26 protein-coding genes are annotated in these 21,958 nt (G+C 60.3%); 11 read left to right on the top strand and 15 right to left on the bottom strand.

Features of this window, described 5'->3' with window-relative positions:
- Positions 1-25: 25 nt before the first annotated feature.
- The gene (glnK, locus tag OKC27_RS01685; RefSeq protein WP_005341406.1) at positions 26-364 is read right to left on the bottom strand and encodes a P-II family nitrogen regulator; all 339 of its coding nucleotides are present in this window, start codon (positions 362-364) and stop codon (positions 26-28) included.
- 201 nt (positions 365-565) lie between these two features.
- Here glnK and arfB point away from each other — a divergent pair, with 201 nt between their 5' ends.
- Together arfB and OKC27_RS01695 are read left to right on the top strand one after the other, a co-directional pair.
- On the top strand, positions 566-982 hold the full coding sequence (arfB, locus tag OKC27_RS01690; RefSeq protein WP_075113904.1) for an alternative ribosome rescue aminoacyl-tRNA hydrolase ArfB: 417 nt from the start codon (positions 566-568) through the stop codon (positions 980-982).
- A gap of 28 nt (positions 983-1,010) precedes the next feature.
- A complete protein-coding gene (locus OKC27_RS01695) occupies positions 1,011-1,502 on the top strand; it encodes a methylated-DNA--[protein]-cysteine S-methyltransferase (protein ID WP_182938754.1) in 492 nt (163 codons plus the stop codon).
- 358 nt (positions 1,503-1,860) lie between these two features.
- Here OKC27_RS01695 and OKC27_RS01700 read toward each other — a convergent pair whose 3' ends face one another.
- From OKC27_RS01700 to tapT, 4 genes are all read right to left on the bottom strand, one after another.
- A complete protein-coding gene (locus OKC27_RS01700) occupies positions 1,861-2,286 on the bottom strand; it encodes a hypothetical protein (RefSeq protein ID WP_270805886.1) in 426 nt (141 codons plus the stop codon).
- Positions 2,287-2,480: 194 nt separating this feature from the next.
- The gene (gene yaaA, locus OKC27_RS01705) at positions 2,481-3,254 is read right to left on the bottom strand and encodes a peroxide stress protein YaaA (protein WP_182938753.1); all 774 of its coding nucleotides are present in this window, start codon (positions 3,252-3,254) and stop codon (positions 2,481-2,483) included.
- A 47-nt stretch (positions 3,255-3,301) separates the two neighbouring features.
- Positions 3,302-4,411 (bottom strand): type IVa pilus ATPase TapU, encoded by a 1,110-nt coding sequence (gene tapU, locus OKC27_RS01710; RefSeq protein ID WP_111806244.1) that lies wholly within the window; start codon positions 4,409-4,411, stop codon positions 3,302-3,304.
- A gap of 28 nt (positions 4,412-4,439) precedes the next feature.
- A complete protein-coding gene (gene tapT, locus OKC27_RS01715; protein WP_042063177.1) occupies positions 4,440-5,474 on the bottom strand; it encodes a type IVa pilus ATPase TapT in 1,035 nt (344 codons plus the stop codon).
- Between the two features lie 39 nt (positions 5,475-5,513).
- Between tapT and OKC27_RS01720 the strand changes: the two genes are divergently transcribed.
- The 5 genes from OKC27_RS01720 to OKC27_RS01740 all read left to right on the top strand — a co-directional run bounded on the left by OKC27_RS01720 (position 5,514) and on the right by OKC27_RS01740 (position 8,509).
- Positions 5,514-6,215: a YggS family pyridoxal phosphate-dependent enzyme gene (locus tag OKC27_RS01720; protein ID WP_270805887.1), complete on the top strand. Its 702-nt coding sequence runs from the start codon at positions 5,514-5,516 to the stop codon at positions 6,213-6,215.
- 141 nt (positions 6,216-6,356) lie between these two features.
- Positions 6,357-7,181, top strand: coding sequence for a pyrroline-5-carboxylate reductase (gene proC, locus OKC27_RS01725; RefSeq protein WP_270805888.1), 825 nt, complete (start codon positions 6,357-6,359; stop codon positions 7,179-7,181).
- Between the two features lie 11 nt (positions 7,182-7,192).
- Positions 7,193-7,744, top strand: a complete 552-nt coding sequence (locus OKC27_RS01730) for a YggT family protein (RefSeq protein WP_270805890.1) — start codon at positions 7,193-7,195, stop codon at positions 7,742-7,744.
- On the top strand, positions 7,744-8,046 hold the full coding sequence (gene yggU / locus OKC27_RS01735) for a DUF167 family protein YggU (protein WP_005341417.1): 303 nt from the start codon (positions 7,744-7,746) through the stop codon (positions 8,044-8,046). The genes OKC27_RS01730 and yggU overlap by 1 nt, the downstream gene beginning before the upstream one ends.
- Positions 8,047-8,089: 43 nt before the next feature.
- Complete coding sequence (locus tag OKC27_RS01740; RefSeq protein WP_182933454.1) at positions 8,090-8,509, top strand: DUF4426 domain-containing protein; 420 nt, start codon at positions 8,090-8,092, stop codon at positions 8,507-8,509.
- A gap of 100 nt (positions 8,510-8,609) precedes the next feature.
- On the opposite strand, the gene OKC27_RS01745 is transcribed toward OKC27_RS01740, so the two are convergent.
- From OKC27_RS01745 to OKC27_RS01775, 7 genes are all read right to left on the bottom strand, one after another.
- A complete protein-coding gene (locus OKC27_RS01745; protein ID WP_042063182.1) occupies positions 8,610-9,806 on the bottom strand; it encodes a NupC/NupG family nucleoside CNT transporter in 1,197 nt (398 codons plus the stop codon).
- A gap of 182 nt (positions 9,807-9,988) precedes the next feature.
- A complete protein-coding gene (locus OKC27_RS01750) occupies positions 9,989-10,924 on the bottom strand; it encodes a LysR family transcriptional regulator (RefSeq protein ID WP_042063184.1) in 936 nt (311 codons plus the stop codon).
- Between the two features lie 82 nt (positions 10,925-11,006).
- Entirely contained in the window at positions 11,007-11,543 is a 537-nt protein-coding gene (locus tag OKC27_RS01755; protein ID WP_182938749.1) for a glutathione peroxidase, read from the bottom strand.
- Between the two features lie 58 nt (positions 11,544-11,601).
- On the bottom strand, positions 11,602-12,165 hold the full coding sequence (locus OKC27_RS01760; RefSeq protein ID WP_182938748.1) for an NnrU family protein: 564 nt from the start codon (positions 12,163-12,165) through the stop codon (positions 11,602-11,604).
- 226 nt (positions 12,166-12,391) lie between these two features.
- Positions 12,392-13,525 (bottom strand): glycerate kinase, encoded by a 1,134-nt coding sequence (locus OKC27_RS01765; RefSeq protein ID WP_182938747.1) that lies wholly within the window; start codon positions 13,523-13,525, stop codon positions 12,392-12,394.
- A gap of 9 nt (positions 13,526-13,534) precedes the next feature.
- On the bottom strand, positions 13,535-14,797 hold the full coding sequence (locus tag OKC27_RS01770) for a GntP family permease (RefSeq protein WP_058059709.1): 1,263 nt from the start codon (positions 14,795-14,797) through the stop codon (positions 13,535-13,537).
- A 117-nt stretch (positions 14,798-14,914) separates the two neighbouring features.
- Positions 14,915-16,030, bottom strand: a complete 1,116-nt coding sequence (locus tag OKC27_RS01775; RefSeq protein ID WP_182938746.1) for a sugar diacid recognition domain-containing protein — start codon at positions 16,028-16,030, stop codon at positions 14,915-14,917.
- 209 nt (positions 16,031-16,239) lie between these two features.
- On the opposite strand from OKC27_RS01775, the gene OKC27_RS01780 reads away from it, so the two are divergent.
- Together OKC27_RS01780 and OKC27_RS01785 are read left to right on the top strand one after the other, a co-directional pair.
- On the top strand, positions 16,240-16,614 hold the full coding sequence (locus tag OKC27_RS01780) for a YacL family protein (RefSeq protein WP_042656337.1): 375 nt from the start codon (positions 16,240-16,242) through the stop codon (positions 16,612-16,614).
- A gap of 79 nt (positions 16,615-16,693) precedes the next feature.
- The gene (locus OKC27_RS01785) at positions 16,694-16,990 is read left to right on the top strand and encodes a hypothetical protein (RefSeq protein WP_033135544.1); all 297 of its coding nucleotides are present in this window, start codon (positions 16,694-16,696) and stop codon (positions 16,988-16,990) included.
- Between the two features lie 42 nt (positions 16,991-17,032).
- Here OKC27_RS01785 and OKC27_RS01790 read toward each other — a convergent pair whose 3' ends face one another.
- Together OKC27_RS01790 and OKC27_RS01795 are read right to left on the bottom strand one after the other, a co-directional pair.
- Complete coding sequence (locus tag OKC27_RS01790; RefSeq protein WP_182938745.1) at positions 17,033-17,782, bottom strand: substrate-binding periplasmic protein; 750 nt, start codon at positions 17,780-17,782, stop codon at positions 17,033-17,035.
- A 220-nt stretch (positions 17,783-18,002) separates the two neighbouring features.
- A complete protein-coding gene (locus tag OKC27_RS01795; RefSeq protein ID WP_270805907.1) occupies positions 18,003-18,680 on the bottom strand; it encodes a substrate-binding periplasmic protein in 678 nt (225 codons plus the stop codon).
- A 186-nt stretch (positions 18,681-18,866) separates the two neighbouring features.
- On the opposite strand from OKC27_RS01795, the gene OKC27_RS01800 reads away from it, so the two are divergent.
- On the top strand, positions 18,867-19,697 hold the full coding sequence (locus OKC27_RS01800; protein WP_182938744.1) for a CPBP family intramembrane glutamic endopeptidase: 831 nt from the start codon (positions 18,867-18,869) through the stop codon (positions 19,695-19,697).
- Between the two features lie 2 nt (positions 19,698-19,699).
- On the opposite strand, the gene OKC27_RS01805 is transcribed toward OKC27_RS01800, so the two are convergent.
- Positions 19,700-20,929: a DEAD/DEAH box helicase gene (locus OKC27_RS01805; RefSeq protein ID WP_182938743.1), complete on the bottom strand. Its 1,230-nt coding sequence runs from the start codon at positions 20,927-20,929 to the stop codon at positions 19,700-19,702.
- Between the two features lie 144 nt (positions 20,930-21,073).
- Here OKC27_RS01805 and OKC27_RS01810 point away from each other — a divergent pair, with 144 nt between their 5' ends.
- Positions 21,074-21,901, top strand: coding sequence for a transporter substrate-binding domain-containing protein (locus OKC27_RS01810; protein ID WP_182938742.1), 828 nt, complete (start codon positions 21,074-21,076; stop codon positions 21,899-21,901).
- Positions 21,902-21,958 lie beyond the last annotated feature (57 nt).

Below are 21,958 nucleotides of genomic sequence, written 5' to 3' on the forward strand. Positions count from 1 at the left end.
ATCTGCACGTCACGGATGCAATTCATCACAGCGCCTCGTCGTCACTCTCGCCGGTGCGGATGCGCACCGCCTGCAGCAAGTCGTAGACAAAAATCTTGCCGTCGCCGATCTTGCCGGTATAGGCCGCCTTGCAGATCGCCTCGATCACCCCTTCCACGTTATCATCGGCGGTGGCAATCTCCAGCTTCACCTTGGGCAGGAAGTCGACCTGATACTCGGCTCCCCGGTATAATTCGGTGTGTCCCTTCTGGCGGCCAAATCCCTTGACCTCGGACACGGTCAGCCCTTCCACCCCCAGGTTGGCAATCGCCTCGCGGACATCGTCCAACTTGAACGGTTTGATAATCGCACTAATCAGCTTCATCTGGTTGCTCCCAATCCATGGTGTGTCATGAATCGGGTTTCAATTCTTATGCCAAGTATTTTTATTGTTTTATTTCATATAGATAGAGTTTAATGCCAGCGCCATTCGCCAGGCACATCCCCATAACCGGCCAGTGCGCCCCATAATGAGGCACCATGCTGCAGCGGCCAGCGGGTATGCACCAAACAAGAGCAAAACAGCATGTTAGTTATCTCCAACAGCGTCACGATTCCCTGGCATGAGCTGCAATTCCAGACCATGCGGGCACAGGGCAATGGCGGACAACACGTCAACAAGACCGACTCCGCCGTCTGGTTGCGCTTCGATTACCGCAGCTCTCCCAGCCTGACGCCCCTCTACAAGGAGGGTCTCGACAAGCTGAGCGACAGCCGGGTACACGACGGCTTTATCATGATCCGGGTCGAGAGCCATCGCAGCCAGGACATGAACCGCAAGGAGGCGATGAGCCGTCTGGTGGAGTTGCTGAAGAAAGCAGCCTGGCGCCCCAAGGCTCGTCATGCCACCAAGCCGACCCGCAGCTCCCAGCGCAAACGGGTCGATGCCAAGAAACGCAAAGGGGATATCAAATCCGCCCGCGGCAAGCCGGTTCTGGACTGAGCCTCCAGCCTACAAAGGATGTCAGCCGATGAGATACAGTTTTTGCGACAGCGCCCGAGGCCCCCTGCTGGTCGCTATCGATCAGGATGGCCTGCGCCACGTCGAGTTTATGCACGGGGAGCGGCCCGTCATGCCGCAAGCTGACTGGCAACGGGATGACAAGGCGCTGGCCCCCTATCTTGCCCAGTTCGACGCCTATTTCGCCGGGAAGTTGCAGCTTTTCGACCTGCCCATGGCCGCTCGGGGCACCCCGTTCCAGCAAACGGTGTGGAACGCTTTGTGCGATATTCCCTATGGCGAGACCGTCAGCTACCTCGAGATAGCCCAATCCATCGGCAATCCCAAGGCGGTGCGAGCGGTGGGCGCTGCCAATGGCCGCAATCCGCTCAGCATCATAGTACCCTGCCATCGGGTGATCGGACGCAGCGGCGATATGACCGGCTATGCAGGCGGCATTCCCATCAAGCGCTGGTTGCTGGCTCTGGAACAAACAGGCACGGCTTTCGAGCTGGCACCGTAAACCTGTGTGTTGTTCATGCTCCAGTTGCACATCCTCTGGCCGCAGAAATGAAAAGGCTTTCAGCCAGTGGTCGGTGTTTACTGACAAGATGAACAGAAAATGAAGAATCGCCTCAGAACACCTTCAGATTGAGCTTGGCATGATGGCTTCATACTTGAATGGCACGGCTCATTCGCTGATTCAAGTAGCACCCATGTGACGCTTCCAATCTGTCTTTTTCCCCGCGCCTCCTCTGAGGCGCTTTTTTTGTGCCAACACAACAGGCCCCCTCTGGCAGAGTGACCTGAGCATCGCACGCTCTGCACCTCCACAAACACAAGAGGCGAAGGATCCCCTTCGCCTCTGACGTGACCGCTGGCTACTCGCTCTGGGGCAGGAACTGCAGTTCCGGTGCCGAGGAGGTCAGCACATCGGCGCAATAATCCCAGGTCGAGATGCGATAGTGCTGCAGATCTTCGTCCAGATGCAGGCCGTCCGACTCCTGATGAAACCAGCTGGCAAAACGGGATGGGGTGATGAGCTGGATCTGCTCTTCGATGGCGTGGCTATCCTTCCCCTCGGCCAGATCGCAATCCTCGATCACCCGCAGGGCATAGATGTGGCGGAAATAGACCCGGCAGAGGATTTGCGGGGGCAGATCGATACTGCGCGCCCGTCCCAGCATGATGGTCAGGGAGTCACCCCAGAGATCCTGATGCAACTCGGCCACAACCAGACCGGGCGGTAGCTGGCGGGACGGAGCCCAAGGTACGGCAAGCTGCCGAATGGCATTTTTCTGTTCCATATTCACCTCGCGACAACTCACTCCCTGTCTTGAGTCTATCTGAACCACATAGGCCCGGCGAAGGCAATCGATGGACAATAAAAACGGCAATAAAAAAGCCGACGTATCAAACGTCGGCGAATAAAAAGTGCTTACAACAGAGGATTCACATATTCAGACCCGCGGGTCGAAAGATTAGTTCCCTCTTTTTGTAATTAATTTTTGGCGCGTTTAAACATCAGGGTATTGGCATCCGACTCTTCCGGCACGAAATAGTAGCCCTCGGCGTTGAAACCGGTCAGCTGCTCCACCTCGGTCAGACGGTGCTTGATGATATGGCGGGCCATCATGCCGCGCGCCTTCTTGGCGTAGAAGCTGATGATCTTGAACTGGCCGTTCTTCTCATCCTTGAACACCGGCGTGACGATCCGCCCTTTCAGGCTCTTGGGCCGTACCGACTTGAAATACTCGTCGGAGGCCAGATTGATCAGCACCTCATCACCCTGTGCGGCCAGCGCATCATTGAGGTGGTGAGTGATCACCTCCCCCCAGAACTGGTAGAGATCCTTACCGCGGCTATTGTCGAGCCTGGTCCCCATCTCCAGCCGGTAAGGCATCATCAGATCGAGGGGGCGCAGCACGCCATAGAGGCCGGAGAGCATCCGCAGGTGCGCCTGAGCGAAGTCAAAATCGGCCTCGCTGAAATCCTCTACCGCCAATCCGGTGTAGACATCCCCCTTGAAGGCCAGCAGCGCCTGACGGGCGTTGGCAGGGGTAAAATCTGGCTGCCACTCTGCAAACCGGGCGGCGTTGAGGCCCGCCAACTTGTCACTGATCTTCATCAGGCTGGCAATCTGATCCGGGCTCAATTGGCGGGCCCGGCTAATCAGTTCGGCAGAGTGATCCAGCAGCTCGGGTTGGGTGAAACGGGAGGTCACCAGCGGTGACTCGTAATCCAGCGTCTTGGCCGGGGAAACCACAATCAGCATAACGTTCCTTTATGGCGAGGGGCCGAACGACAAAACGGCCCCATGATTCATTCATCCAGCGTCACATTCTCCAGCGTGCCGGAGCCAAGCGTATCCTGACCAGAGAGCTTGATTTGCAGACGCAAATCATTAGCCGAGTCGGCATGAGCGAGGGCCTCACTGTAGCCAATCTGGCCGGCACAGAACAGGCTGAACAGCGCCTGATCGAAGGTCTGCATGCCCAGTTCGGTGGATTTGGTCATCACCTCTTTGAGGCGGTGCATCTCACCCTTGCGGATGATGTCGGTGATCAGCGGGGTATTGAGCAGCACCTCGAACGCGGCAAAACGCCGCTTGCCATCCATGCTTGGCACCAGTTGCTGGGCAACGATGGCTTTCAGGTTGAAGGAGAGATCGAACAGGAACTGGCGATGTTTGTCTTGCGGCACCAGATGGAGGATCCGATCCAGCGCCTGGTTGGCGTTGTTGGCATGCAGAGTGGCGAGGCAAAGGTGACCGGTCTCGGCAAACTGCAGGGCAAACTCCATGGTCTCCTGACTGCGGATCTCGCCGATCAGGATCACGTCCGGCGCCTGACGCAGCGAGCTCTTCAGCGCCACATCGAACGACTCGGTATCGATCCCCACTTCACGCTGGGTCACCAGACTGCGGCCATGCTGATGGACGAACTCCACCGGGTCTTCCACCGTCAGGATATGGCCATCGGCATGCTGGTTGCGATAGCCGATCATCGCCGCCTGGGTGGTGGACTTACCCGCCCCGGTGGCCCCGACAAACAGCACCAACCCCCGCTTGGCCATGGCGACCTCCTGCAGGATGTTGGGCAACTGCAGATCTTCAAAGGTGGGGATACGGGTCTCAATGCGCCGTATCACCATGCCGGGCAGCTCCTGCTGCCAGAAGGCGCTGACCCGAAAACGGCCAAGCGCCTCGCGATAGATGGCGTAGTTGGCCTCCTTGGTACGGATGTAGCGCTCGAAGTGATCGCTGCTGAGGGTATCCCTGACCAGCGTCAGCGCCCCCTTCTTGTCAAGCGCCTCGCCCCCCAGCGACACCAGATGACCATTGACCTTGAGAGTGGGCGGCGAGCCCACCGTCACAAACAGATCCGAGCCCTTTCGTTCGACCAGTTCGGTCAGCAATTCATCCAGATTCATCATTTATCCCTCCCTGGGTTCGACGCTCTTAAACGCTGTTGGGATCGACGGCCTTGGCCTTGGCATCGAGGGATGCCACCACGCCGCGGCTCACCAGCTGCTTGAGGCTCTGATCCATGGTCTGCATGCCGTGGGTCATCCCGGTCTGGATCACCGAATAGAGCTGGGCGATCTTGTCCTCCCGGATGAGGTTACGCACCGCCGGAATGCCCATCATGATCTCGTGAGCCGCCACCCGACCGCCACCAATGCGCTTGAGCAGGGTCTGGGAGATAACCGCCCGCAGGGATTCGGAGAGCATGGAGCGCACCATGTCTTTCTCCGCACCGGGGAAGACGTCGATGATACGGTCGATGGTCTTGGCCGCCGACGAGGTGTGCAGGGTGCCAAACACCAGGTGGCCGGTTTCGGCGGCGGTCATGGCCAGACGAATGGTCTCGAGGTCACGCATCTCGCCCACCAGAATGATGTCCGGGTCTTCCCGCAGTGCCGAGCGCAGGGCGTTGCTGAAGCTCTTGGTATCGCGGTGTACTTCCCGCTGGTTCACCAGACAGCGCTTGTTCTCGTGAACGAATTCGATGGGGTCTTCGATGGTGAGAATGTGGTGATGAAAGTTCTCGTTGATGTAGTTGACCATGGCCGCCAGGGTGGTCGATTTACCGGAACCGGTCGGGCCGGTCACCAGCACCAGACCGCGCGGGTATTCGGAGATCTTGCGAAAGATCTCCGGCGCATCGAGATCCTCGAGGCTCAAGACCGTGCTGGGGATGGTACGAAATACCGCGCCGGAACCGCGCGCCTGCTGGAAGGCGTTAACCCGGAAACGGGCCAGATTAGGCACCTCGAACGAGAAGTCGACCTCGAAGTTCTCCTCCAGCTCCTTGCGCTGATGGTCGTTCATGATGTCATAAATGAGGGCATGCACTTCCCGGTGTTCCAGGGCGGGCAAATTGATCTTGCGAACCTCACCATCAACCCTGATCATCGGGGGAACCCCGGCCGAGAGGTGTAGATCCGAGGCTTTATGCTTTACACTGAAAGCCAATAACTCTGTGATATCCATAGACTTGTCATTCTCCCATCACAAGATCACTAACGAAATATGAACCAGATTGCCCAGCACCTGTTTCAGGTAAAGGAACGTATTGCCCAGGCCGCCGAACGGGCGAGCCGCAACCTGCAGCAGATCCGCCTGCTGGCCGTGAGCAAGACCAAACCGGTCGAGGCCGTCATGGCCGCCCATGCCGCAGGTCAGCGCTGCTTTGGCGAATCCTACGCCCAGGAATCGGCGACCAAGATCGATACCTTGCGCCAGCAGCCGGAATATTGCGACATAGAGTGGCACTTTATCGGCCCTTTGCAATCGAACAAATCCAAACTGGTCGCCGAACGGTTCGACTGGGTGCAGAGCGTGGATCGGGACAAGTTGATCGACCGCCTCAACAACCAGCGCCCCGCCAGCATGGCACCGCTAAATGTTTGTCTGCAAATCAATATTAGCGGAGAGAGCAGCAAATCCGGAACGTCGGAACAAGAGATTTTCCGCCTTGCCGAGCTGGTCTCCCTCAGTGACCGACTGGTGCTGCGGGGGCTGATGGCCATTCCCGAACACACCAGTGACGAGACCGTCCTGGCCGCCCAAATGACCCGCATGCAGACTCTGTTCACCGAGCTTGCGCGACAATACCCCACGGTGGATACCCTCTCGATGGGCATGACCGAAGATCTCGAGCTGGCCATCGCCCATGGCAGTACCATGGTGCGGGTCGGCACCGCCATCTTCGGCGCCCGTGACTACTCATAGGCAGGCTGGTGGATAACCGATAGATCCGCCCCTTGCCGCGACTTCATCAACAGGAGCGTTTGATGGAACACCGAATTCTGGCGTCAGGTGGTGCAGGCAGCACCCACCTCACCGCGACCCCATGTGCAACAGGAGCATCTGATGCAGCATAGAACGCTGGCCTTTATCGGCGCGGGCAACATGAGCCGCAGCATCATTGCCGGACTGGTCAAGGCGGGCTATCCCGCCGGGCAGATCACGGCCGCCAACCCCAGCCTGCCCAAGCTGGAGGCGCTGGCGAGCGAACATGGTATTCACATCACCCAGAGTAATGCCGAGGCGGCCCGCGACGCCGAAGTGATCGTGCTGGCGGTCAAACCACAGCTGATGGCCGGTATGCTGGCCGCGCTGGTTGCCGAGCTGGGCTCCCTTGAGGGCAAGCTGCTTATCTCCATCGCGGCTGGTATCAAGGTGGCGCGCCTTGGCGAGATGGCCGGTGGCCATGACCGCATCATCCGCACCATGCCCAATACCCCGGCCCTGCTGGGCCTGGGCATGACCGGCCTCTACGCCCCCGAGCATATTGGAGCCAGTGATCGCGACTTTGCCGAGCAGATGATGCAGGCGGTCGGCAAGACCCTCTGGGTGGAGCAGGAGTCCGGCATCAACGGCGTCATCGCCGCGGCGGGCAGTGCCCCGGCCTACTTCTTCCTCTTTATGCAAGCCATCGCCGAAGAAGCAGAAGCAATGGGCTTCTCACCCGAGCAGGCACGCCTGCTGGTGCAGCAGACCGCGCTGGGCGCAGCCGCCATGGTGGAGCAGAACCCCGAGCTGGCGCTGCAAACCCTGCGCGAGCAGGTGACCAGCAAGGGCGGCACCACTGCCGAAGCCATCAACACCTTCCAGCAGCAGGGGCTGATGCCGCTGACTGCGCAAGCCATGCAGGCGGCCGTTACTCGTGCCACCGAAATGGAAACCCTCTTCTAACAGGAGCCCAGATGAACACTGCTTACTTTCTGATTAACACCGTTTTCGATCTCTACCTGATGGTGATCCTGCTGCGCGTCTGGTTGCAGTGGGCCCGCGCCGACTTCTACAACCCGATGAGCCAGATGGTGGTCAAGCTGACCAATCCGCTGGTGATCCCGCTGCGCCGCGTCATCCCGGGCTTTGGCGGCATCGATCTCGCCTCCGTGATGCTGGCGCTGGTCATCGCCTTTGCCAAGCTGGCCCTGCTCAAGAGCATGAACGTGCTACTGGCGGACTGGCTCAGCATCAGCCTGTTCGCCGCACTGACCGTGCTGAAGAAAGCGGGTTCGATGATCTTCTGGGTACTGCTGATCCGCGCCATCCTGAGCTGGGTCAGCCAGGGCCGCAACCCCATCGAATACGTGATGCATCAGCTGACCGAGCCGTTCCTCGCCCCTATCCGCCGCGTACTGCCGGCACTGGGGGGGCTGGACTTGTCGGTACTGGTCGCCTTTATCGGCCTGCAAGCCATCAACTACCTGCTGGGTGACCTGTTCGGCCAGCTGTGGTGGATGATTTGATGCCAGCCGTCCTGCAACAAGGGGATGAACTGGTACTGCATCTGGTGATCCAGCCCAAGGCGAGTCGGGATCAGATCATCGGATTGCATGGCGAAGAGCTGAAAGTGGCCATCACGGCGCCGCCGGTCGATGGCCAGGCCAACAGTCATCTGATCAAGTTTCTGGCCAAGCAGTTCAAGGTAGCCAAGGGACAGGTCACCATAGTGCGGGGCGAGCTGGGGCGACACAAAACCGTCGCCATCGACAGCCCCAAACAGTTGCCGCAAGAAGTGAGTGCACTGCTGAATGACGCGCAAGGCTGAATGAATCGGCCTGCGCCAACCGTAGATATGAGAGGGATGACAGATGAAAACAGCCTGGATGAGTGGCCTGCTGGCACTGCTGATGACCCTGCCGCTCAAGGCAGAACAGATGAAGGAGCTGGGGCCCTGGCTGGTGCACTACAACGCCTTCAACTCCAGCTTCCTCACCCCCGAGGTTGCCAAGGCGTATGGACTGGAGCGCAGCCGCTACAACGCCATCATCAATATCGCGGTACAGGACAAGCAGAAAGTGGCTCAAGCCGTGGGGATCACCGGTGAGGCCAAGAACCTGACCGGCACCATCCGCACCCTGAGCTTTCAGGAGGTAAAAGAGGGCGATGCCATCTACTATCTGGCGACCCTCCCTTACCGCAACGAAGATACCTATCAGTTCACCCTGAAGATCATGGGCAGCGGGCAGCAACAGAACCTCACCTTCCAGCAGACCTTCTACGTCGACTGAGCAGCAACAAGAAGCCCCGACCAAGGTCGGGGCTTCTTTTTTCCATATGACAAGGGCGCCATCGCGGCGCCCTTGTTGCATCCATTCCGTGCAGCCGCTGTTACAGGGCGAGGAACAGACCGGCCAGACAGGCGCTCATCAGGTTCGCCAGCACGCCGGAGAGGATGGCGCGCATGCCGTAACGGGCAATGAAGGATTTGCGCTCCGGTACCATGGAGCCGAGACCACCGATCAGGATCGCCATGGAGGAGATGTTGGCAAAGCCGCACAGGGCGAAGGTGACGATGGCCTTGCTCGACTCGCTCAGGGTCTGATCCTGTACCAGACCGATGAAGGCGACGAACTCGTTGACCACGATCTTGGTACCGATCAGGGCACCAGCGGCCTGCGCCTGCTCCCAGGGCACACCGATCAGCCAGGAGACGGGGGCAAACAGCCAGCCCAGAATGATCTGGAAGCTCAGATCCAGCCCTACCAGACCGCCAGCCCAACCGAGCAGGCCATTGAGCATGGCGATCACGCCGACGAAGGCCAGCAGGGTCGCACCGACTGCCACCGCGATATTGAGGCCGGACATGGCGCCATCGGCCGCCGCTTCGATCACGTTGGTGGCGCGGGGGATCTCTACATCCTGACAGTGGTCAACTTCTTCAGCCTCAGGCGGCACCAAAATCTTGGCCATCGCCAGACCTGCAGGCGCCGACATGAAGGCGGCGGCGATCAGGTATTTCAGCTCGACACCGATACTCGCGTAACCCACCAGAGTACCGCCTGCGACCGAGGCGAGGCCGCAGCTCATCACCGCGAAGAACTGGGAATCTGACATCTTGGAGAGGTAGGGTTTGACCACCAGCGGCGCTTCCACCATGCCGACGAAGATGTTGGCGGTCGCGGAGAGGCTCTCGGCACGACCGGTACCCAGCAGCTTCTGCAGACCACCACCCAGCAGGGCGATCACCCGCGGCATGATGCCGATGTGGTAGAGGATGGCGATCACTGCAGAGAAGAAGATGATGACCGGCAATACGTTGAAGGCAAAGATGAAGCCCAGTTTGAACTTGGCCAGATCACCGAACAGGAAGGCAATCCCCTCCTGACCATAACCGATCACGCTGCTGACGCTTTCGCTGACCCCGTTCAGCACGTGCTGACCGGCAGGCAGCCAGAGCACCAGACCGGCAAACATGACTTGCAGGCAGAGGGCAAAGCCAACTGTTCGCAGCGGGATACGACGACGATTATCAGAGCAGATCACGGCAAGCGCCAGGATACTCAGGATGCCGAGCAGGGCAATCATAGGGACTCCATCAGGTGGGGCAAAAGATGGGCGCGGATTCTGCGCCTCTCACCCCGTCACTGCAAGTCCGCTTGGTTACAGCTCTGTTAGCAAAAACGTTTTCACGATATCGGTTGCGCCAACTGGCTGATTTGGTTCAATTTTAGTATCACGCGAAAGCCAGTGTTTTTATATGGAAACGATTATTCCTCGCTGCCGGACAATTTACCGCCGAGCCAGGGGGCCAACCGCTGCTCCCAATAGGGTTCGGGACCAAAGCGGGCCTTGAGGAAATCGATGAAGAGACGGATCTTGGGATCCAGATGCTCGCGCCGGGCGTAAACGGCGTGTACCGCCATCTGCTGATTTGGCCGCCACTGGGGCAACAGCGGGATCAGCTGACCGCTCTGCAGCTCCTTGTCCAGCAGGTAGTTGGCGATATAGGCGATGCCGAGACCGGCCAGCGCCGCATCCCGCACCGCTTCCGCCATATCCACCCGATAGTTGCCGGCCACCTGCACCGTCTGGCGCTCCTTGCCCTGACGAAACGCCCACTGGTGATAGCGGCGCTCCCGGCTCTGGTAGGTGATGCAGTTGTGCTGGGCCAGATCCTTCGGATGGAGCGGCGTGCCGTGGCTCAGCAGGTAATCCGGCGAGGCCGCCAGTACGAAGCCGATGTCGGCCAGCCGCTGCCCCACCAGCCCTTCCGGCTTGTCTTCGTAAGTGGTGATCCAGAGATCCAGCCCCTCATCCACCAGACTGGTTCTGTGGTCAAACAGCGAGACCTCCAGCTCCAGCTCGGGATAGCAGTCCTGAAACGCCTTGAGATGGGGAATGACGTGCAAACGACCGAAGGATTGGCCTACCCCGAGATGGAGCACGCCGCTCACCTTGCCGCGCCGCTCGGCGATCATGGAGTCAGCCTCCTGCGCCACCGCCACCAGCGCATGGCAATGACGGGCATACTCCTGCCCCAGCTCGGTCAGGGCGAAGCGGCGGGTGGTACGCTGCACCAACTGGGCGCCGAGGGTGGTCTCCAGCAGCGCCAACTGCTTGCTGATATGGGACTTGGAGACCCCGAGACGACGGGCGGCAGCAGAGATCCCCTGCTCGCGCACCAGCGCATCGAAGATGACCATTTGGGGAAGACGTTGCAGCACAAGATAACCAGAGTGAGTGGCGGGCGCCCATTATTCCAGAGCCGCCCGCCAAGGGGTAGGGTCAGAGCCCCAGCGCCCGGGTGATCTGCAGTTTGAGGGGATCGTCAGACGGATTCTGGTTGGCGCCGTAGCTGGCGATCAGCTTGCCATCGCGCCCCACCAGATACTTGTGGAAGTTCCAGTTCGGCTCATCCCCGTCTGCGGCCGCAGCCAGCCCCTTGAACAGCGGCACCGCATCGGAGCCGCGTACCGCCACCCGATTGAACATCGGGAAGGTCACCCCATAGTCGCGGCGACACACCTCGGCGGTCTTTGTCTCGTTACCCGCCTCCTGCCAGAAGTCGTTGGAGGGGAAACCGAGAATAATCAGCCCTTTATCCTTGTAGCTCTGGTAGAGCTTTTCCAGATCGCGGAACTGGCCGCTGTAACCGCAATAGGAGGCGGTATTGACCACCAGCACCACCTTGCCCTCGGTCAGCTGACAGAGGTTGTGGCGCTGAGAGTTGTTGAGCTCCCGCATCTCCACATTGAAATAATCGGGGCACGCCGCAGAGGCCGCACCAGCACCCAATAACAGCAACAGAGTGAACCATTTCATCGCCAAGACTCCTTTTGTTTTATCCATCATACGCGGTTACCAGAGCCGCAGTTCACGCTCAATGCAGGGGAATGCCGGTCAGCCAGTCGTGGCCCCAGAAGACCAGCAACGCGGTGGCCGCCAATCCCGCACCGACGCTGATGCCGGTGCCCGTCCAGTTGGCTGCCGGACGGGGATATCGCTGCCAGTCCCGCACCGAAATCCAGACGATGCTCACCAGCGCCCAGATCCCGATACCGCCAAACAGCACCAGAGATCGCGCCTCGCTATTGACCAGCAGATGAGCCACCGCCCACAGCAGGGTGCCGAGCAGTTGGGGATGCACCAGCCAGCGGCGCAGATGGTTGGACCCCTGACCGGAGAAGAAGAGGATCAGCGCAAAGGGCATCATCACCGTCATGGTCATCGGCCCCCAATCCGGCAGGAAGTAGAGCGGTAATGCGCTGGCCGACCGCCAGCCGGCGATGATGCAGGCGATGGCGACAAACACCAGCAGGGAGAAGAGCCCCTTGTAGCGATTCTCACCCAGCCGCTCGCGCAGCCGCGCCCGATGGGCCACGGCAAAACAGGGGTAGAGATGGATCAGGGTAAACAGCGCAACCCCCAGGGTCAGCAGGAACATGCGTCTCTCCTTGTACTTGGTACGACCACTATGCCGTAAAGGGAGAGATGCGCCTATAGAAACCCGTGGCAGGGCAGGATACGGGAAACGCGAAGGAGACAAAAAAGCCGACCTCGAAGGGTCGGCGAAAAGTGCTAAGGGCAACCGGATTTCTCATCAGATGAGAAAGGCCCCCTCACGGGGCGAGGGATGGTCGATGCCCGGGTAGCAGGCATAGACCCAAATATCAGCGAGGCAACCGATAGAGCGCGGCCACGTTGCGCGCGGTCAGCTCGATATTGATGCTGGCGGTGGCCAACGCCTCCGGCAGGGACATGGCGCGGTTGACCACGGCGAACACCGCGTCCAGCCCGTGCTCGTGTACCACACCGCAATCGTCGGTCAGGCAGCCGGAGATACCGATCACCGGCTTGCCAAACTGCTTGGCACAGCGTGCGACACCGATTGGCGTCTTGCCGTGGATGGTCTGGCTGTCGATGCGACCTTCACCGGTGATGACCAGATCCGCGTCGGCCACTTCCTCGGCCAGCTTCAGCGCTTCAATCACAATCTGGATACCGGGCTTGAGCTCGGCACCAAGCAGACCGACCAGCGCGGCCCCCATACCACCGGCAGCGCCCGCACCCGGAATATCCTTCACCCGGCAGCCGAGCGCCTGTTCGATACAGTCGGCATAACGGGAGAGGTTGGCATCGAGCTGCGCCACCATCTCCGGGGTCGCCCCCTTCTGCGGGCCAAACACCGCGGAGGCACCTTTCGGGCCGCACAGCGGGTTGTTCACATCGCACGCCACCTCGATAACCAGCTCGCTCAAGCGCGGATCCAGACCGCTCAGATCTATGGTCGCGAGCTCACTGAGACCACCACCGCCCAGCTCGATGGCAGAGCCATCGGCTTTGAGCAGCTTGCCGCCGAGTGCCTGGATCATGCCGGCACCGCCGTCATTGGTGGCGCTGCCGCCGATACCGAGGATCAGGTGCTTCACCCCCATCTCCAGCGCGGCCAGGATCAGCTCACCGGTACCGAAGCTGGAGGTGAGCAGCGGATTGCGCTGCTCGGGAGCAACCAGATGGATGCCGGAGGCGGCGGCCATCTCGATGACGGCACGCTCGCCATCACCCAGCAGGCCGACGAAACCCTGTACCTTGTTGCCAAGCGGTGCGGTCACTTCGACCGGCAGAATGCGGCCACCGGTGGCATCAACCAGCGATTGCACCGTGCCTTCGCCGCCATCGGCCATCGGCAATTTGACGTAGGTGGCATTCGGCAACACCTGCTTGAAACCAGCCTCGATGGCATCAGCCACCGCCATGGCGCTCAGACTCTCCTTGAATGAATCGGGGGCAATAACAATTTTCATATCAATTCCTTAGGCGAGGCCAAACACGCCAAACATCAGGGTGGAGACAGTGGCAATGGTCAGACCGACTGCAGTTTCGTAAGGGATAAGTTTCAGGCGTTCACCCACCCCCATGTGGACGCTGCCACCGGTGGCGTGGAAGAAGGAGCCGTGGGGCATGTGGTCAAACACAGTGGCACCGGCATGGATCATCGCCGCACCGGCCAGACTGCTGATCCCCAGTTCAATCAGGGTGGAGCTGAAGACGTTGGAGGCCACCACGGTACCGGCGGTGGTCGAGGCAGTCGCCAGCGACATCAGAGCACCGGAGATAGGCGCCAGCAGGTAAGAAGGCAGACCGGAGGCGGTCAGGCCACTGATCAGCACATCTTTCAGGCCGGAGTTGGCGATGATGCCTGCAAGGGTACCGGTACCCAACAGCATGATGGCGACCGGAGCCATGCGGGCGAGGCCGGAGACCGCAAACTGGTTCACCTTGCTGAATTTACCCATCATCAGGGCGCCGACCAAACCACCGAGCGGCAGTGCAATCAGCGGATCCACCACGATACCGGCGACCGGGCGCAGAGCCAGCAGCAGGATGGCGACCAGCGGTGCGCTGATGGCGGCGGCAAAGCCCGGCAGTTTGGTGCCCTCGAAGCTCACTACCTCGTCGGCCGCGACCTTGCTGCCCTTGTTGTTGAGACGCTTGGCCAGCCAGTAGGCCATCACCAGACCGAACAGACCCGGGATGATGCCCGCAGCCATCACCGAAGTGAGGGGCAGATGGAAGGCGTCAGCCGCGGCAATGGCGTTGGGATTGGGTGACATGACGTTACCCGCCTTGCCGCCACCGATCATCGCCAGCAGGATGGCCGCCTTGGAGAGATCCGCACGGCGGGCGATGGCCAGCGCAATGGGCGCAACCGTGATGACGGCCACGTCCACGAAGACGCCAACCGCCGTCAGGATCAGGGTCGCCAGCGCCAGCGCCAGCAGGGCGCGGGTTTCACCCAGTTTCTTGACGATGGTTTCGGCGATGGTTGTGGCCGCACCCGATTCGATCAGCACGCCAGCCAGCACACCGGCCGCCAGGATCCGCATCACCGCGGTGGTGATCCCCTGGGCGCCGCCGATCATCAGGGCGACGGTCTGGGTCAGATCGGCACCGCCAATCAGGCCACCGGCCAGGGCTCCCACGATCATGCCGTAAGCGGGCGGCACCTTCTTCAAAATGAGGATGATGGCGATGGAGAGCGCCGCGATGGCGCCAAGGGCTGTAACCGGGATCATGACGGACACCTTGAATAGATAGAGTGCTCGCCATTATGGGGATGCAAAACGATAAATCTTTAGACGAAACGACAAATAACAGGCGCTAAAAAGCATATTAATTGTAATTACCAACAATTACATGCTCAGATTAAGCCCCAGGTAAAGCTGAAATTTGTCGTCTAACTTGTTGAAATTCAACCCGGTTATCTGCTCGATCCGACCCAGCCGATAGCGCAGGGTATTGGGGTGAATGAACAAGGCTTCGGCACAGCGATGCAGATCACAATCCTGCAAGAAATAGTGGCACAGGGTCTTCTGCAGCGCCCCCTTGCTATCCTCTTCGGCCAGTTTCAGCAAGGGAGCACGCAGCTGATCCGCCTGCCAGGAGTCCATCAGACTCCCCAGCAGCACCGGCAAGCGATAGTCCTCAAAGAAGTAGACCTGCTTGCGCGGCGCCTGCCGCATGCCACGACGCAGGGTATCCCGCGCCGTCTGGTAAGAGCGCGCCAGCCCGTCGATCCCGGCGAAGTAATCGCCCACCGCGATATGCACCTTGAAGTGGGGAATGCGCGCCAGTAACTGCTTGATCCGGCTGCGCTCCTGCGCTGATTGCCAGACCCCCTCGCTCAGTTGCGCCGGTTTGAGCACCACTATCTCGTCGAGCCCGTTGATGGCCACCAGATTGTCCCGCTCCGGGTTCTCCAGCTGATGGACCAGCTCCCGCAGACGAGCAGGGTCGGCCTCCTCCAGCGCCAGCACCGCCACCACCCGAGGCTGGGCCAAGTCCAGCCCGAGAAAACGGGCCGCCTGTTGCAACTGATCGACTCGCCCCTCACCACGAATGAGCTGCAGCACCAGCTCCTCCTTGTGGCGCTTGTCCCACTGCAACTGCTCGGTGAGCGCCGCCTGCTCCAGGATCAGCTCGGCGGTCATCCGCACCAGTTCGGCGTAAGCACGCACTTCATCCGGGTCGCCGGAGATGCCGATCACCCCGATCAGCTCCCCCTGATAGGCGATAGGCAGGTTAATGCCGGGCCGCACCCCCTTGAGCTGCAAGGCGGTCGCTTCGCTGATCTCCACCACCCGGTTTTCGGTCAGCGCCAGCACGGCACCTTCGTGGCGCTCATGGATCCGCTCCGGATTGCCGGACGCAATAATGAGGCCGCGTTCGTCCATCACGTTGACCGAAAAGGAGAGGATCTTCATCGCCCGTGCGACGATCTGGCGGGCAAGGTTATCGTTTAGCTGCATAACATCTCCGGACATGGGGCTGATCTGGCGGTGCCACTACGGGCCGATTCAGAGCACATGGGCGCAAAGATGCCACATCATCAAGACAAGCGAGAGGGGGATCGCTAGAATAGGCCACTTTACCCGATGTGGGCCCCGCCATGGAGCAGGAATTGCGTGCTTGCACCCGCCTGCCCGTGATGGCCCATCCCTCCGATCTGGACTGTGCTATGGATTATGAATTTCGCCGCGACCCGTTTGGTGGCTATCGCGCCCGGTTCTCCATGGGCCATGAAGCCATCGGTCAGTGGTTGATCGACGAGGTTGGCAAGGATGAAGAGAAGCTCGACGAGCTCTTCGCCATCATTGACCAGCTATCCAACCGCACCCGAGTCGAATACCGGCTCAATGGCGGTGACTACTCCCTGCTGCTGACCCACGAAGAGGCGGAGGTGAAAGCCAACGCCCTCAATATCGAGCTGGATGAGGATCTCGACGATCTCGCCTACTACGATGATGAACAGCTGGCCATGTGCGGGCTGGAAGATTTTGCCCAGGTGCTCGCCTCCTGGCGCGCCTTTATCCGTAACGAGGATATGGGCTGATTGACCCGATATCGGGTTAAAATACGAAATGAATATGTCGGGCAAACATGCCCTTTTGCCTAACTCAACAGGATTGACTATGTCTATTTACGATTTTGATGACGAACTGCCGGAAGACGAAGAACAGGAATCCACCAAGAAAGCCGCTGCGCCTGCCAAGAAGAAAGGCAAGCAGGTGATGAACACCCAGGTCAACCTGAGCCCGCGCGATGCAAGCCGCCTCAACGGCATGCACGTTGAAGCCATCACCACCCTGGACGACGTCAGCCTGCCGAAGAATGTCATCTTCAAGGCTGGCCTGATCGCTCTGGGTGAGCTGGAAGCCAGCAAGCGCGCCGATATCATCGCCCGCGTGATCGCCGAATCCGGCCGCTAATCCCCCCTCTGAATGCAAATAAGCCGGCGCGATTGCTCCGGCTTATTTTTTCTGCCATAGATGGCACCGCCCGCCGTTACGCCCCCCTACCAGCTCATCATAACTTCCGTTGGCATGTAATGTTGCCAGCGCGCGGTTGAAGCGCCGTACCACATCGGCCCCATCGGGTAATTTGCGCGAGACAATCAGATAGAGTGCCTCGGCCTCGCGAAAATAGGGCAAGGGTTGCAAATGACAGGGGTCGCCAAATGCCTGCAGGCTGGCGTCCGCCATCACGGCATCATTCATGGTGATCAGATCGACCCGTTGACGCGCCAGCAACTGCAGACACTGCGTCAGGGTCTTGGGGCTCTGAACAATCAACCCGAACTGCTTTACCACGCTATCAAAGTTGCTGGAACGCCAGCCCAGAGGCATACAGACTTTCAACCCCTGCCATCGGCCAGCCAGCACTGCCTGACTGCCTCGGTAGGTGAACCATGAGAGGTGATCGAGATGGATGGGATCGCTGTAATAGAAATCAAGCTCGCGCTCGCGGGTGCGAGCATACGGGTAGGTCGCGGTGGCCAGACCATTGAGGGCCTGTTGATAGCCCCGGGCCCAGGGCAGATAGTCCACAACCAGATCGTGATAGCCGGCAGTGTGCAGCACTCTGGTCACCAGTCGGGTGCTCTGCCCGCCCTCCGGTAAATCGGCGCCGGAATAGGGGGAATAGTCGCCGGTCACCAGCGTCAACGGGGCACTGGATAGCCATCCACACCAACAACCGAGCAGCCACCAACCGTGCTTCATCCCGACCTCTGAAATTCAGTGCATGCGAACAGGGAGACGATCCTGATATTAGCCGCAACACCGACAATTGACGCTGTTATCAGTATCTGGGCACGTCAAGCCCTCCATACCGGTCAACCGTTGCTTCACGGCATCCCGATATCTGCGTTGTGATGCCCCTCCAAGATCCATCAAGCCGGAGTCACGGCTCCGGCTTGATGGTTTTATGCTCCCCCACTCATCATCTATCGCAACGGGGCAACCGGGGTAAGGCTCCGGGAACCAGCTTGTCGTAATGACCACTGGCGCGAGCTTCAGCCAGCACCTCGTTGAAGCGTTCAATCAGCTCATGCCCCCCTTGCAACTTGCGCGAAACCAGCAGATAGAAGGTATCGCGCTGGCGAAAATAGGGGAGTGGTTGCAGATAGTTGGGATCACCGAACACCTGCATGCTGGCTTCTGCCGTCACCGCATCGTTCATCGGCATCAGATCAACCCGTTTGAGTTCCAGCATTTTCAAGCACTGCGCCAGACTCTTTGGGCGGGTGAGTTGCAAGGAAAAACGGGCAATGACCTCATCCGCATGACTGGTACTCCAGCCTGCGGGAATGCAGACCCGCAATCCCTGCCATTTGCCATCGAGCACCCGATCGCTGGCGCGATAGCTGAACCAGGAGAGGTAATTGATGTGGATGGGGGCACTGTAATAGAAGAGCTTGGCCCGCTCGCGCGTCCAGGCATAGGGGAAGGTGGCGGACGCCAGACCGTTGCGCGTCAGCTCGTAACCCCGGTTCCAGGGCAAAAACTCCACCTTCAGCTCGTCATAGCCCGCCTCACGCAGCAGGGTGGTGACCAGCCGGGTACTCAGGCCGCCATCAGGCAGCGCAGCCCCGGAATAGGGTGAGAACTCCCCGGTCACCAGCGACAAGGGGGCGCATGACAACCATCCACACCAACAACAGAACAACCAGCCATAGTGCTTCATCACCATCCCTCTTTTTACTCTCTTGTTGAGTATAGGAGGCTGGCCCGGATAACCCGCTCTGGTTGCCTTTGCGCCGATGCTCCTGCTAAGGTGCGGCCCTTTTGTTACAAAGGAGTTCCGATGTTACCCCTACCCGACACACTGATCTGGGGAGCGCTGGCGCTGGCCACCCTGCTCTGTCTGGCACGGCAACGGCGGCCCGGTTTCCTGCTGCTGGGGGTAGCCCTGCTGCTGGCGCTCTGGCTCGCTCGCATCACTCCGACCGCCCTGCTGGTGACACTGGCCGCACTGCTGCTAGCCTGGCGCCTGCCCTCACTGCCCGGCCATGGCCGTACCATCGCATGGGGCGCCTTGCTGATATGGGCGGTAGCGCTGACCCTGCATCTGATCCCCGGATTCAGCAATTTCAAGGTACTGGATCAGGCGCTGGCAGGCCCCGCCAGCGTGCCGTTCAATATGTATCTGAACCTCGACAAGCCGCTGCTCTTGTTTGGCTTGCTGCTGGCCTGCCCGACGCTGCTCGGCAAGGGAGGCAGCATCTGCTGGCGCCCACTGGCCCTGTTGTTGCTGCCGCTGGCCGCCCTGCTGGTCATCGCCTGGCAGTTGGGGGCACTGAAACCGGAGGTGGGGCTGCCTCACTGGTGGTGGTTGTTCGCGCTGAACAACCTGCTGTTCACCTGTGTGGCGGAGGAGGCGCTGTTTCGGGGGGCGATCCAGCAAGGGCTGGCCGAACGCTACCGCCCCTGGATTGGCATAGTGGTGGCCGCCAGCCTGTTCGGGGCGGGTCATCTGGCGGGTGGCGCCCTATTGGCTCTCTTCGCCACGCTAGCGGGCATCTGCTACGGCTTGGCACTCCAGCTGAGCGGGCGACTCACGGTGGCGATCCTGCTGCACTTCGCCTTCAACTTCGCCCATCTGGCGCTGTTTACCTACCCGCTGGCACGGGCCTGATCTCAGCCGCGTGGCGTCTTGCCCTTGAACGCCTTGACGCTACGCTTGGCCTGCGTGCGCCGATTGGCCTGCTTGTCGCGAGCCGGGCGCTTGCCCTCGCCGCTGGCGGGCTGGTCGGTGACCGGGAATCCGGCCAGATCGCCCAGCGGCAGCTCGCGGCCGGTCAGGGTGCGAATGGCTTGCAGCATGTCACTCTCGCCATGACAGACCAGCGAGATGGCCAGCCCTTCACGGCCAGCCCGGGCGGTCCTGCCAATGCGGTGTACATAGACAGGGGCGCTGGCGGGCAAGTCCAGATTGATCACCACCGGCAGCGCCTCCACATGAATGCCACGCGCCATCAGGTCAGTGGCGACCAGCACCCGCACCTGACTCTCCTTGAAATCATTGAGCGCCTGCTCGCGCACCGCCTGCTCCTTCTCGCCATGGAGGGCGGCCACCGCAATGCCCGCCTTGGCCAGCTTTCTGGCAACCCCGTCGGCATCATCCCGCGCACTGATAAAGACCAGCACCTGCGGCCACGCCTGATCCTTGAGCAAGCTGATGAGCGCCGGCACCTTGCTGCTCTTGTTGACCAGATAGAGCCGCTCTTCGATCTCGTTCACCACGCTGTTGAGGGGGTTGGCCTCGATGCGGGTGGGCTCGCGCAGCAGGCCGTTGGCCAGTGCCTCCAGCTCGGCAGGCAGGGTGGCAGAGAAGAGCAGGGTCTGGCGATCTGCCGGAATAAAACCGAGCAGCGCCTTGATGTCGGGAGCAAAACCCATCTCCAGCAGACGATCCGCCTCATCCAGCACCAGCAATTGCAGGCCATCCAGCCCCAGCAGTTGCTGGGTCAGCAGATCCCGCAGCCGCCCCGGCGTCGCCACCAGCAGCTGTGGCCCCTGCGCCAGTTCGGCCTGCTGCCGCTCTTGAGGCACACCACCACAGAGGGTAACGATGCGCAGCCCCAACGCCTCGGCGCCCTCTTTTAGCGCAGCAGTGACCTGGATCGCCAGCTCGCGGGTCGGCACCAGCACCAGCCCCTGCACCAGACTGGAGGCGGGATCCAGCCGCTGCAACAGCGGCAAGCCAAACGCCAGGGTCTTTCCGCTGCCGGTCTGGGCCAGCGCCAGCAGATCCTGCCCCGCCAGTGCCGCCGGAATAGCCAACTGCTGGATGCGGGTCGGCGTCTGCAAGGTGGCGGGCAAAGAGGCCAACAGGGCGGGATGGAGGGCTAGTTCGCTAAAGGTCATGGCGCTACGTCAACAAAGAAGTGGGAGGCGAAGTCTAGTGAGCGGGGGGAGAGAAGTAAAACCCTATCCACCATGGACCGACCGCACGGTGCGGGCGGCAGGCTGACTACACTTCACCTGACACCTTGCCAAGAGAGACCCGCCATGACCAGACACCTCCCCCTCCTGCTGCTCGTGGCTGCCCTGCTCGGCAGCGCGACGCTCGGCCTGTCGCAGACGACGGCGAGCGACAAGGGTACAGAGCAACCGAAACCGGTGCGCGTTCTCAATGCCCACCTTGGCGAGCTGCCGGGGCTGATCAATGCCGACAAGACAGGCCCCTTCGTCGATCTGGTGCACGCCATCGATGATCTCTACCCCGATGTGACCATCAAGATCACCATCTACCCCATCGCACGCGCCATGGCGGGGGTGATTGCCGGCAAGGCTGACCTGGGCCTGCCCGCCATCCGTAACCTCAAAGATGCCGAGATGCTGCCCTATCGCTTCAGCACCCGTAGTTTCGGCAAGGTGGCTCATGTGATTTACAGCAATACCACCCATCCGGTTAGCACAGATATGGCCTACGGCATAATCCCCACCAAACGGGATCAGCTGATCGAGGCTGTTCCCGACTATATGCCCTTCCCGGTGCAGCGCTCGATGAGCATCGAACAGTCACTGCGCAAACTCTCCCGTGGGCGTATCGACGCCTTTGTCTGGGCGCAAGAGGAGGCCGACCTGATGCTGAAGCATCTGGGGCTGACCAATATCCGCCGCGAATTCTTCGGTGATTTCGAAGATGTCTTCATCATCCAGAAAGGGGCGGCGGGTGACGAGATGGATGAATTTCTCCGCAACGCCATCGACCAGCTGGCCGCCAGCGGCAAACTGGCCGAGATCTACCAGAAGATCCACCGCCCCTATGTGGAGTGGCAACCATCTCCTCCCGCCAAGGCTGAGTCAGCGACCACCCCGCCCGCAACGCCCTGAACAGGCCATTCCCGCATAAAAAATCCCGCCGAAGCGGGATTTTTTATGGCTTGCAGC

The sequence above is a fragment of the Aeromonas sp. QDB62 genome (assembly GCF_027705695.1).
GTDB classification, from domain to species: domain Bacteria; phylum Pseudomonadota; class Gammaproteobacteria; order Enterobacterales; family Aeromonadaceae; genus Aeromonas; species Aeromonas allosaccharophila.

What these genes read in the sequence shown, in the direction of transcription:
- glnK (WP_005341406.1), bottom strand. Translation starts at nt 364, where the DNA reads ATGAAGCTGATTAGTGCGATTATCAAACCGTTCAAGTTGGACGATGTC.
- arfB (WP_075113904.1), top strand. Translation starts at nt 566, where the DNA reads ATGTTAGTTATCTCCAACAGCGTCACGATTCCCTGGCATGAGCTGCAA.
- OKC27_RS01695 (WP_182938754.1), top strand. Translation starts at nt 1,011, where the DNA reads ATGAGATACAGTTTTTGCGACAGCGCCCGAGGCCCCCTGCTGGTCGCT.
- OKC27_RS01700 (WP_270805886.1), bottom strand. Translation starts at nt 2,286, where the DNA reads ATGGAACAGAAAAATGCCATTCGGCAGCTTGCCGTACCTTGGGCTCCG.
- yaaA (WP_182938753.1), bottom strand. Translation starts at nt 3,254, where the DNA reads ATGCTGATTGTGGTTTCCCCGGCCAAGACGCTGGATTACGAGTCACCG.
- tapU (WP_111806244.1), bottom strand. Translation starts at nt 4,411, where the DNA reads ATGAATCTGGATGAATTGCTGACCGAACTGGTCGAACGAAAGGGCTCG.
- tapT (WP_042063177.1), bottom strand. Translation starts at nt 5,474, where the DNA reads ATGGATATCACAGAGTTATTGGCTTTCAGTGTAAAGCATAAAGCCTCG.
- OKC27_RS01720 (WP_270805887.1), top strand. Translation starts at nt 5,514, where the DNA reads ATGAACCAGATTGCCCAGCACCTGTTTCAGGTAAAGGAACGTATTGCC.
- proC (WP_270805888.1), top strand. Translation starts at nt 6,357, where the DNA reads ATGCAGCATAGAACGCTGGCCTTTATCGGCGCGGGCAACATGAGCCGC.
- OKC27_RS01730 (WP_270805890.1), top strand. Translation starts at nt 7,193, where the DNA reads ATGAACACTGCTTACTTTCTGATTAACACCGTTTTCGATCTCTACCTG.
- yggU (WP_005341417.1), top strand. Translation starts at nt 7,744, where the DNA reads ATGCCAGCCGTCCTGCAACAAGGGGATGAACTGGTACTGCATCTGGTG.
- OKC27_RS01740 (WP_182933454.1), top strand. Translation starts at nt 8,090, where the DNA reads ATGAAAACAGCCTGGATGAGTGGCCTGCTGGCACTGCTGATGACCCTG.
- OKC27_RS01745 (WP_042063182.1), bottom strand. Translation starts at nt 9,806, where the DNA reads ATGATTGCCCTGCTCGGCATCCTGAGTATCCTGGCGCTTGCCGTGATC.
- OKC27_RS01750 (WP_042063184.1), bottom strand. Translation starts at nt 10,924, where the DNA reads ATGGTCATCTTCGATGCGCTGGTGCGCGAGCAGGGGATCTCTGCTGCC.
- OKC27_RS01755 (WP_182938749.1), bottom strand. Translation starts at nt 11,543, where the DNA reads ATGAAATGGTTCACTCTGTTGCTGTTATTGGGTGCTGGTGCGGCCTCT.
- OKC27_RS01760 (WP_182938748.1), bottom strand. Translation starts at nt 12,165, where the DNA reads ATGTTCCTGCTGACCCTGGGGGTTGCGCTGTTTACCCTGATCCATCTC.
- OKC27_RS01765 (WP_182938747.1), bottom strand. Translation starts at nt 13,525, where the DNA reads ATGAAAATTGTTATTGCCCCCGATTCATTCAAGGAGAGTCTGAGCGCC.
- OKC27_RS01770 (WP_058059709.1), bottom strand. Translation starts at nt 14,797, where the DNA reads ATGATCCCGGTTACAGCCCTTGGCGCCATCGCGGCGCTCTCCATCGCC.
- OKC27_RS01775 (WP_182938746.1), bottom strand. Translation starts at nt 16,030, where the DNA reads ATGCAGCTAAACGATAACCTTGCCCGCCAGATCGTCGCACGGGCGATG.
- OKC27_RS01780 (WP_042656337.1), top strand. Translation starts at nt 16,240, where the DNA reads ATGGATTATGAATTTCGCCGCGACCCGTTTGGTGGCTATCGCGCCCGG.
- OKC27_RS01785 (WP_033135544.1), top strand. Translation starts at nt 16,694, where the DNA reads ATGTCTATTTACGATTTTGATGACGAACTGCCGGAAGACGAAGAACAG.
- OKC27_RS01790 (WP_182938745.1), bottom strand. Translation starts at nt 17,782, where the DNA reads ATGAAGCACGGTTGGTGGCTGCTCGGTTGTTGGTGTGGATGGCTATCC.
- OKC27_RS01800 (WP_182938744.1), top strand. Translation starts at nt 18,867, where the DNA reads ATGTTACCCCTACCCGACACACTGATCTGGGGAGCGCTGGCGCTGGCC.
- OKC27_RS01805 (WP_182938743.1), bottom strand. Translation starts at nt 20,929, where the DNA reads ATGACCTTTAGCGAACTAGCCCTCCATCCCGCCCTGTTGGCCTCTTTG.
- OKC27_RS01810 (WP_182938742.1), top strand. Translation starts at nt 21,074, where the DNA reads ATGACCAGACACCTCCCCCTCCTGCTGCTCGTGGCTGCCCTGCTCGGC.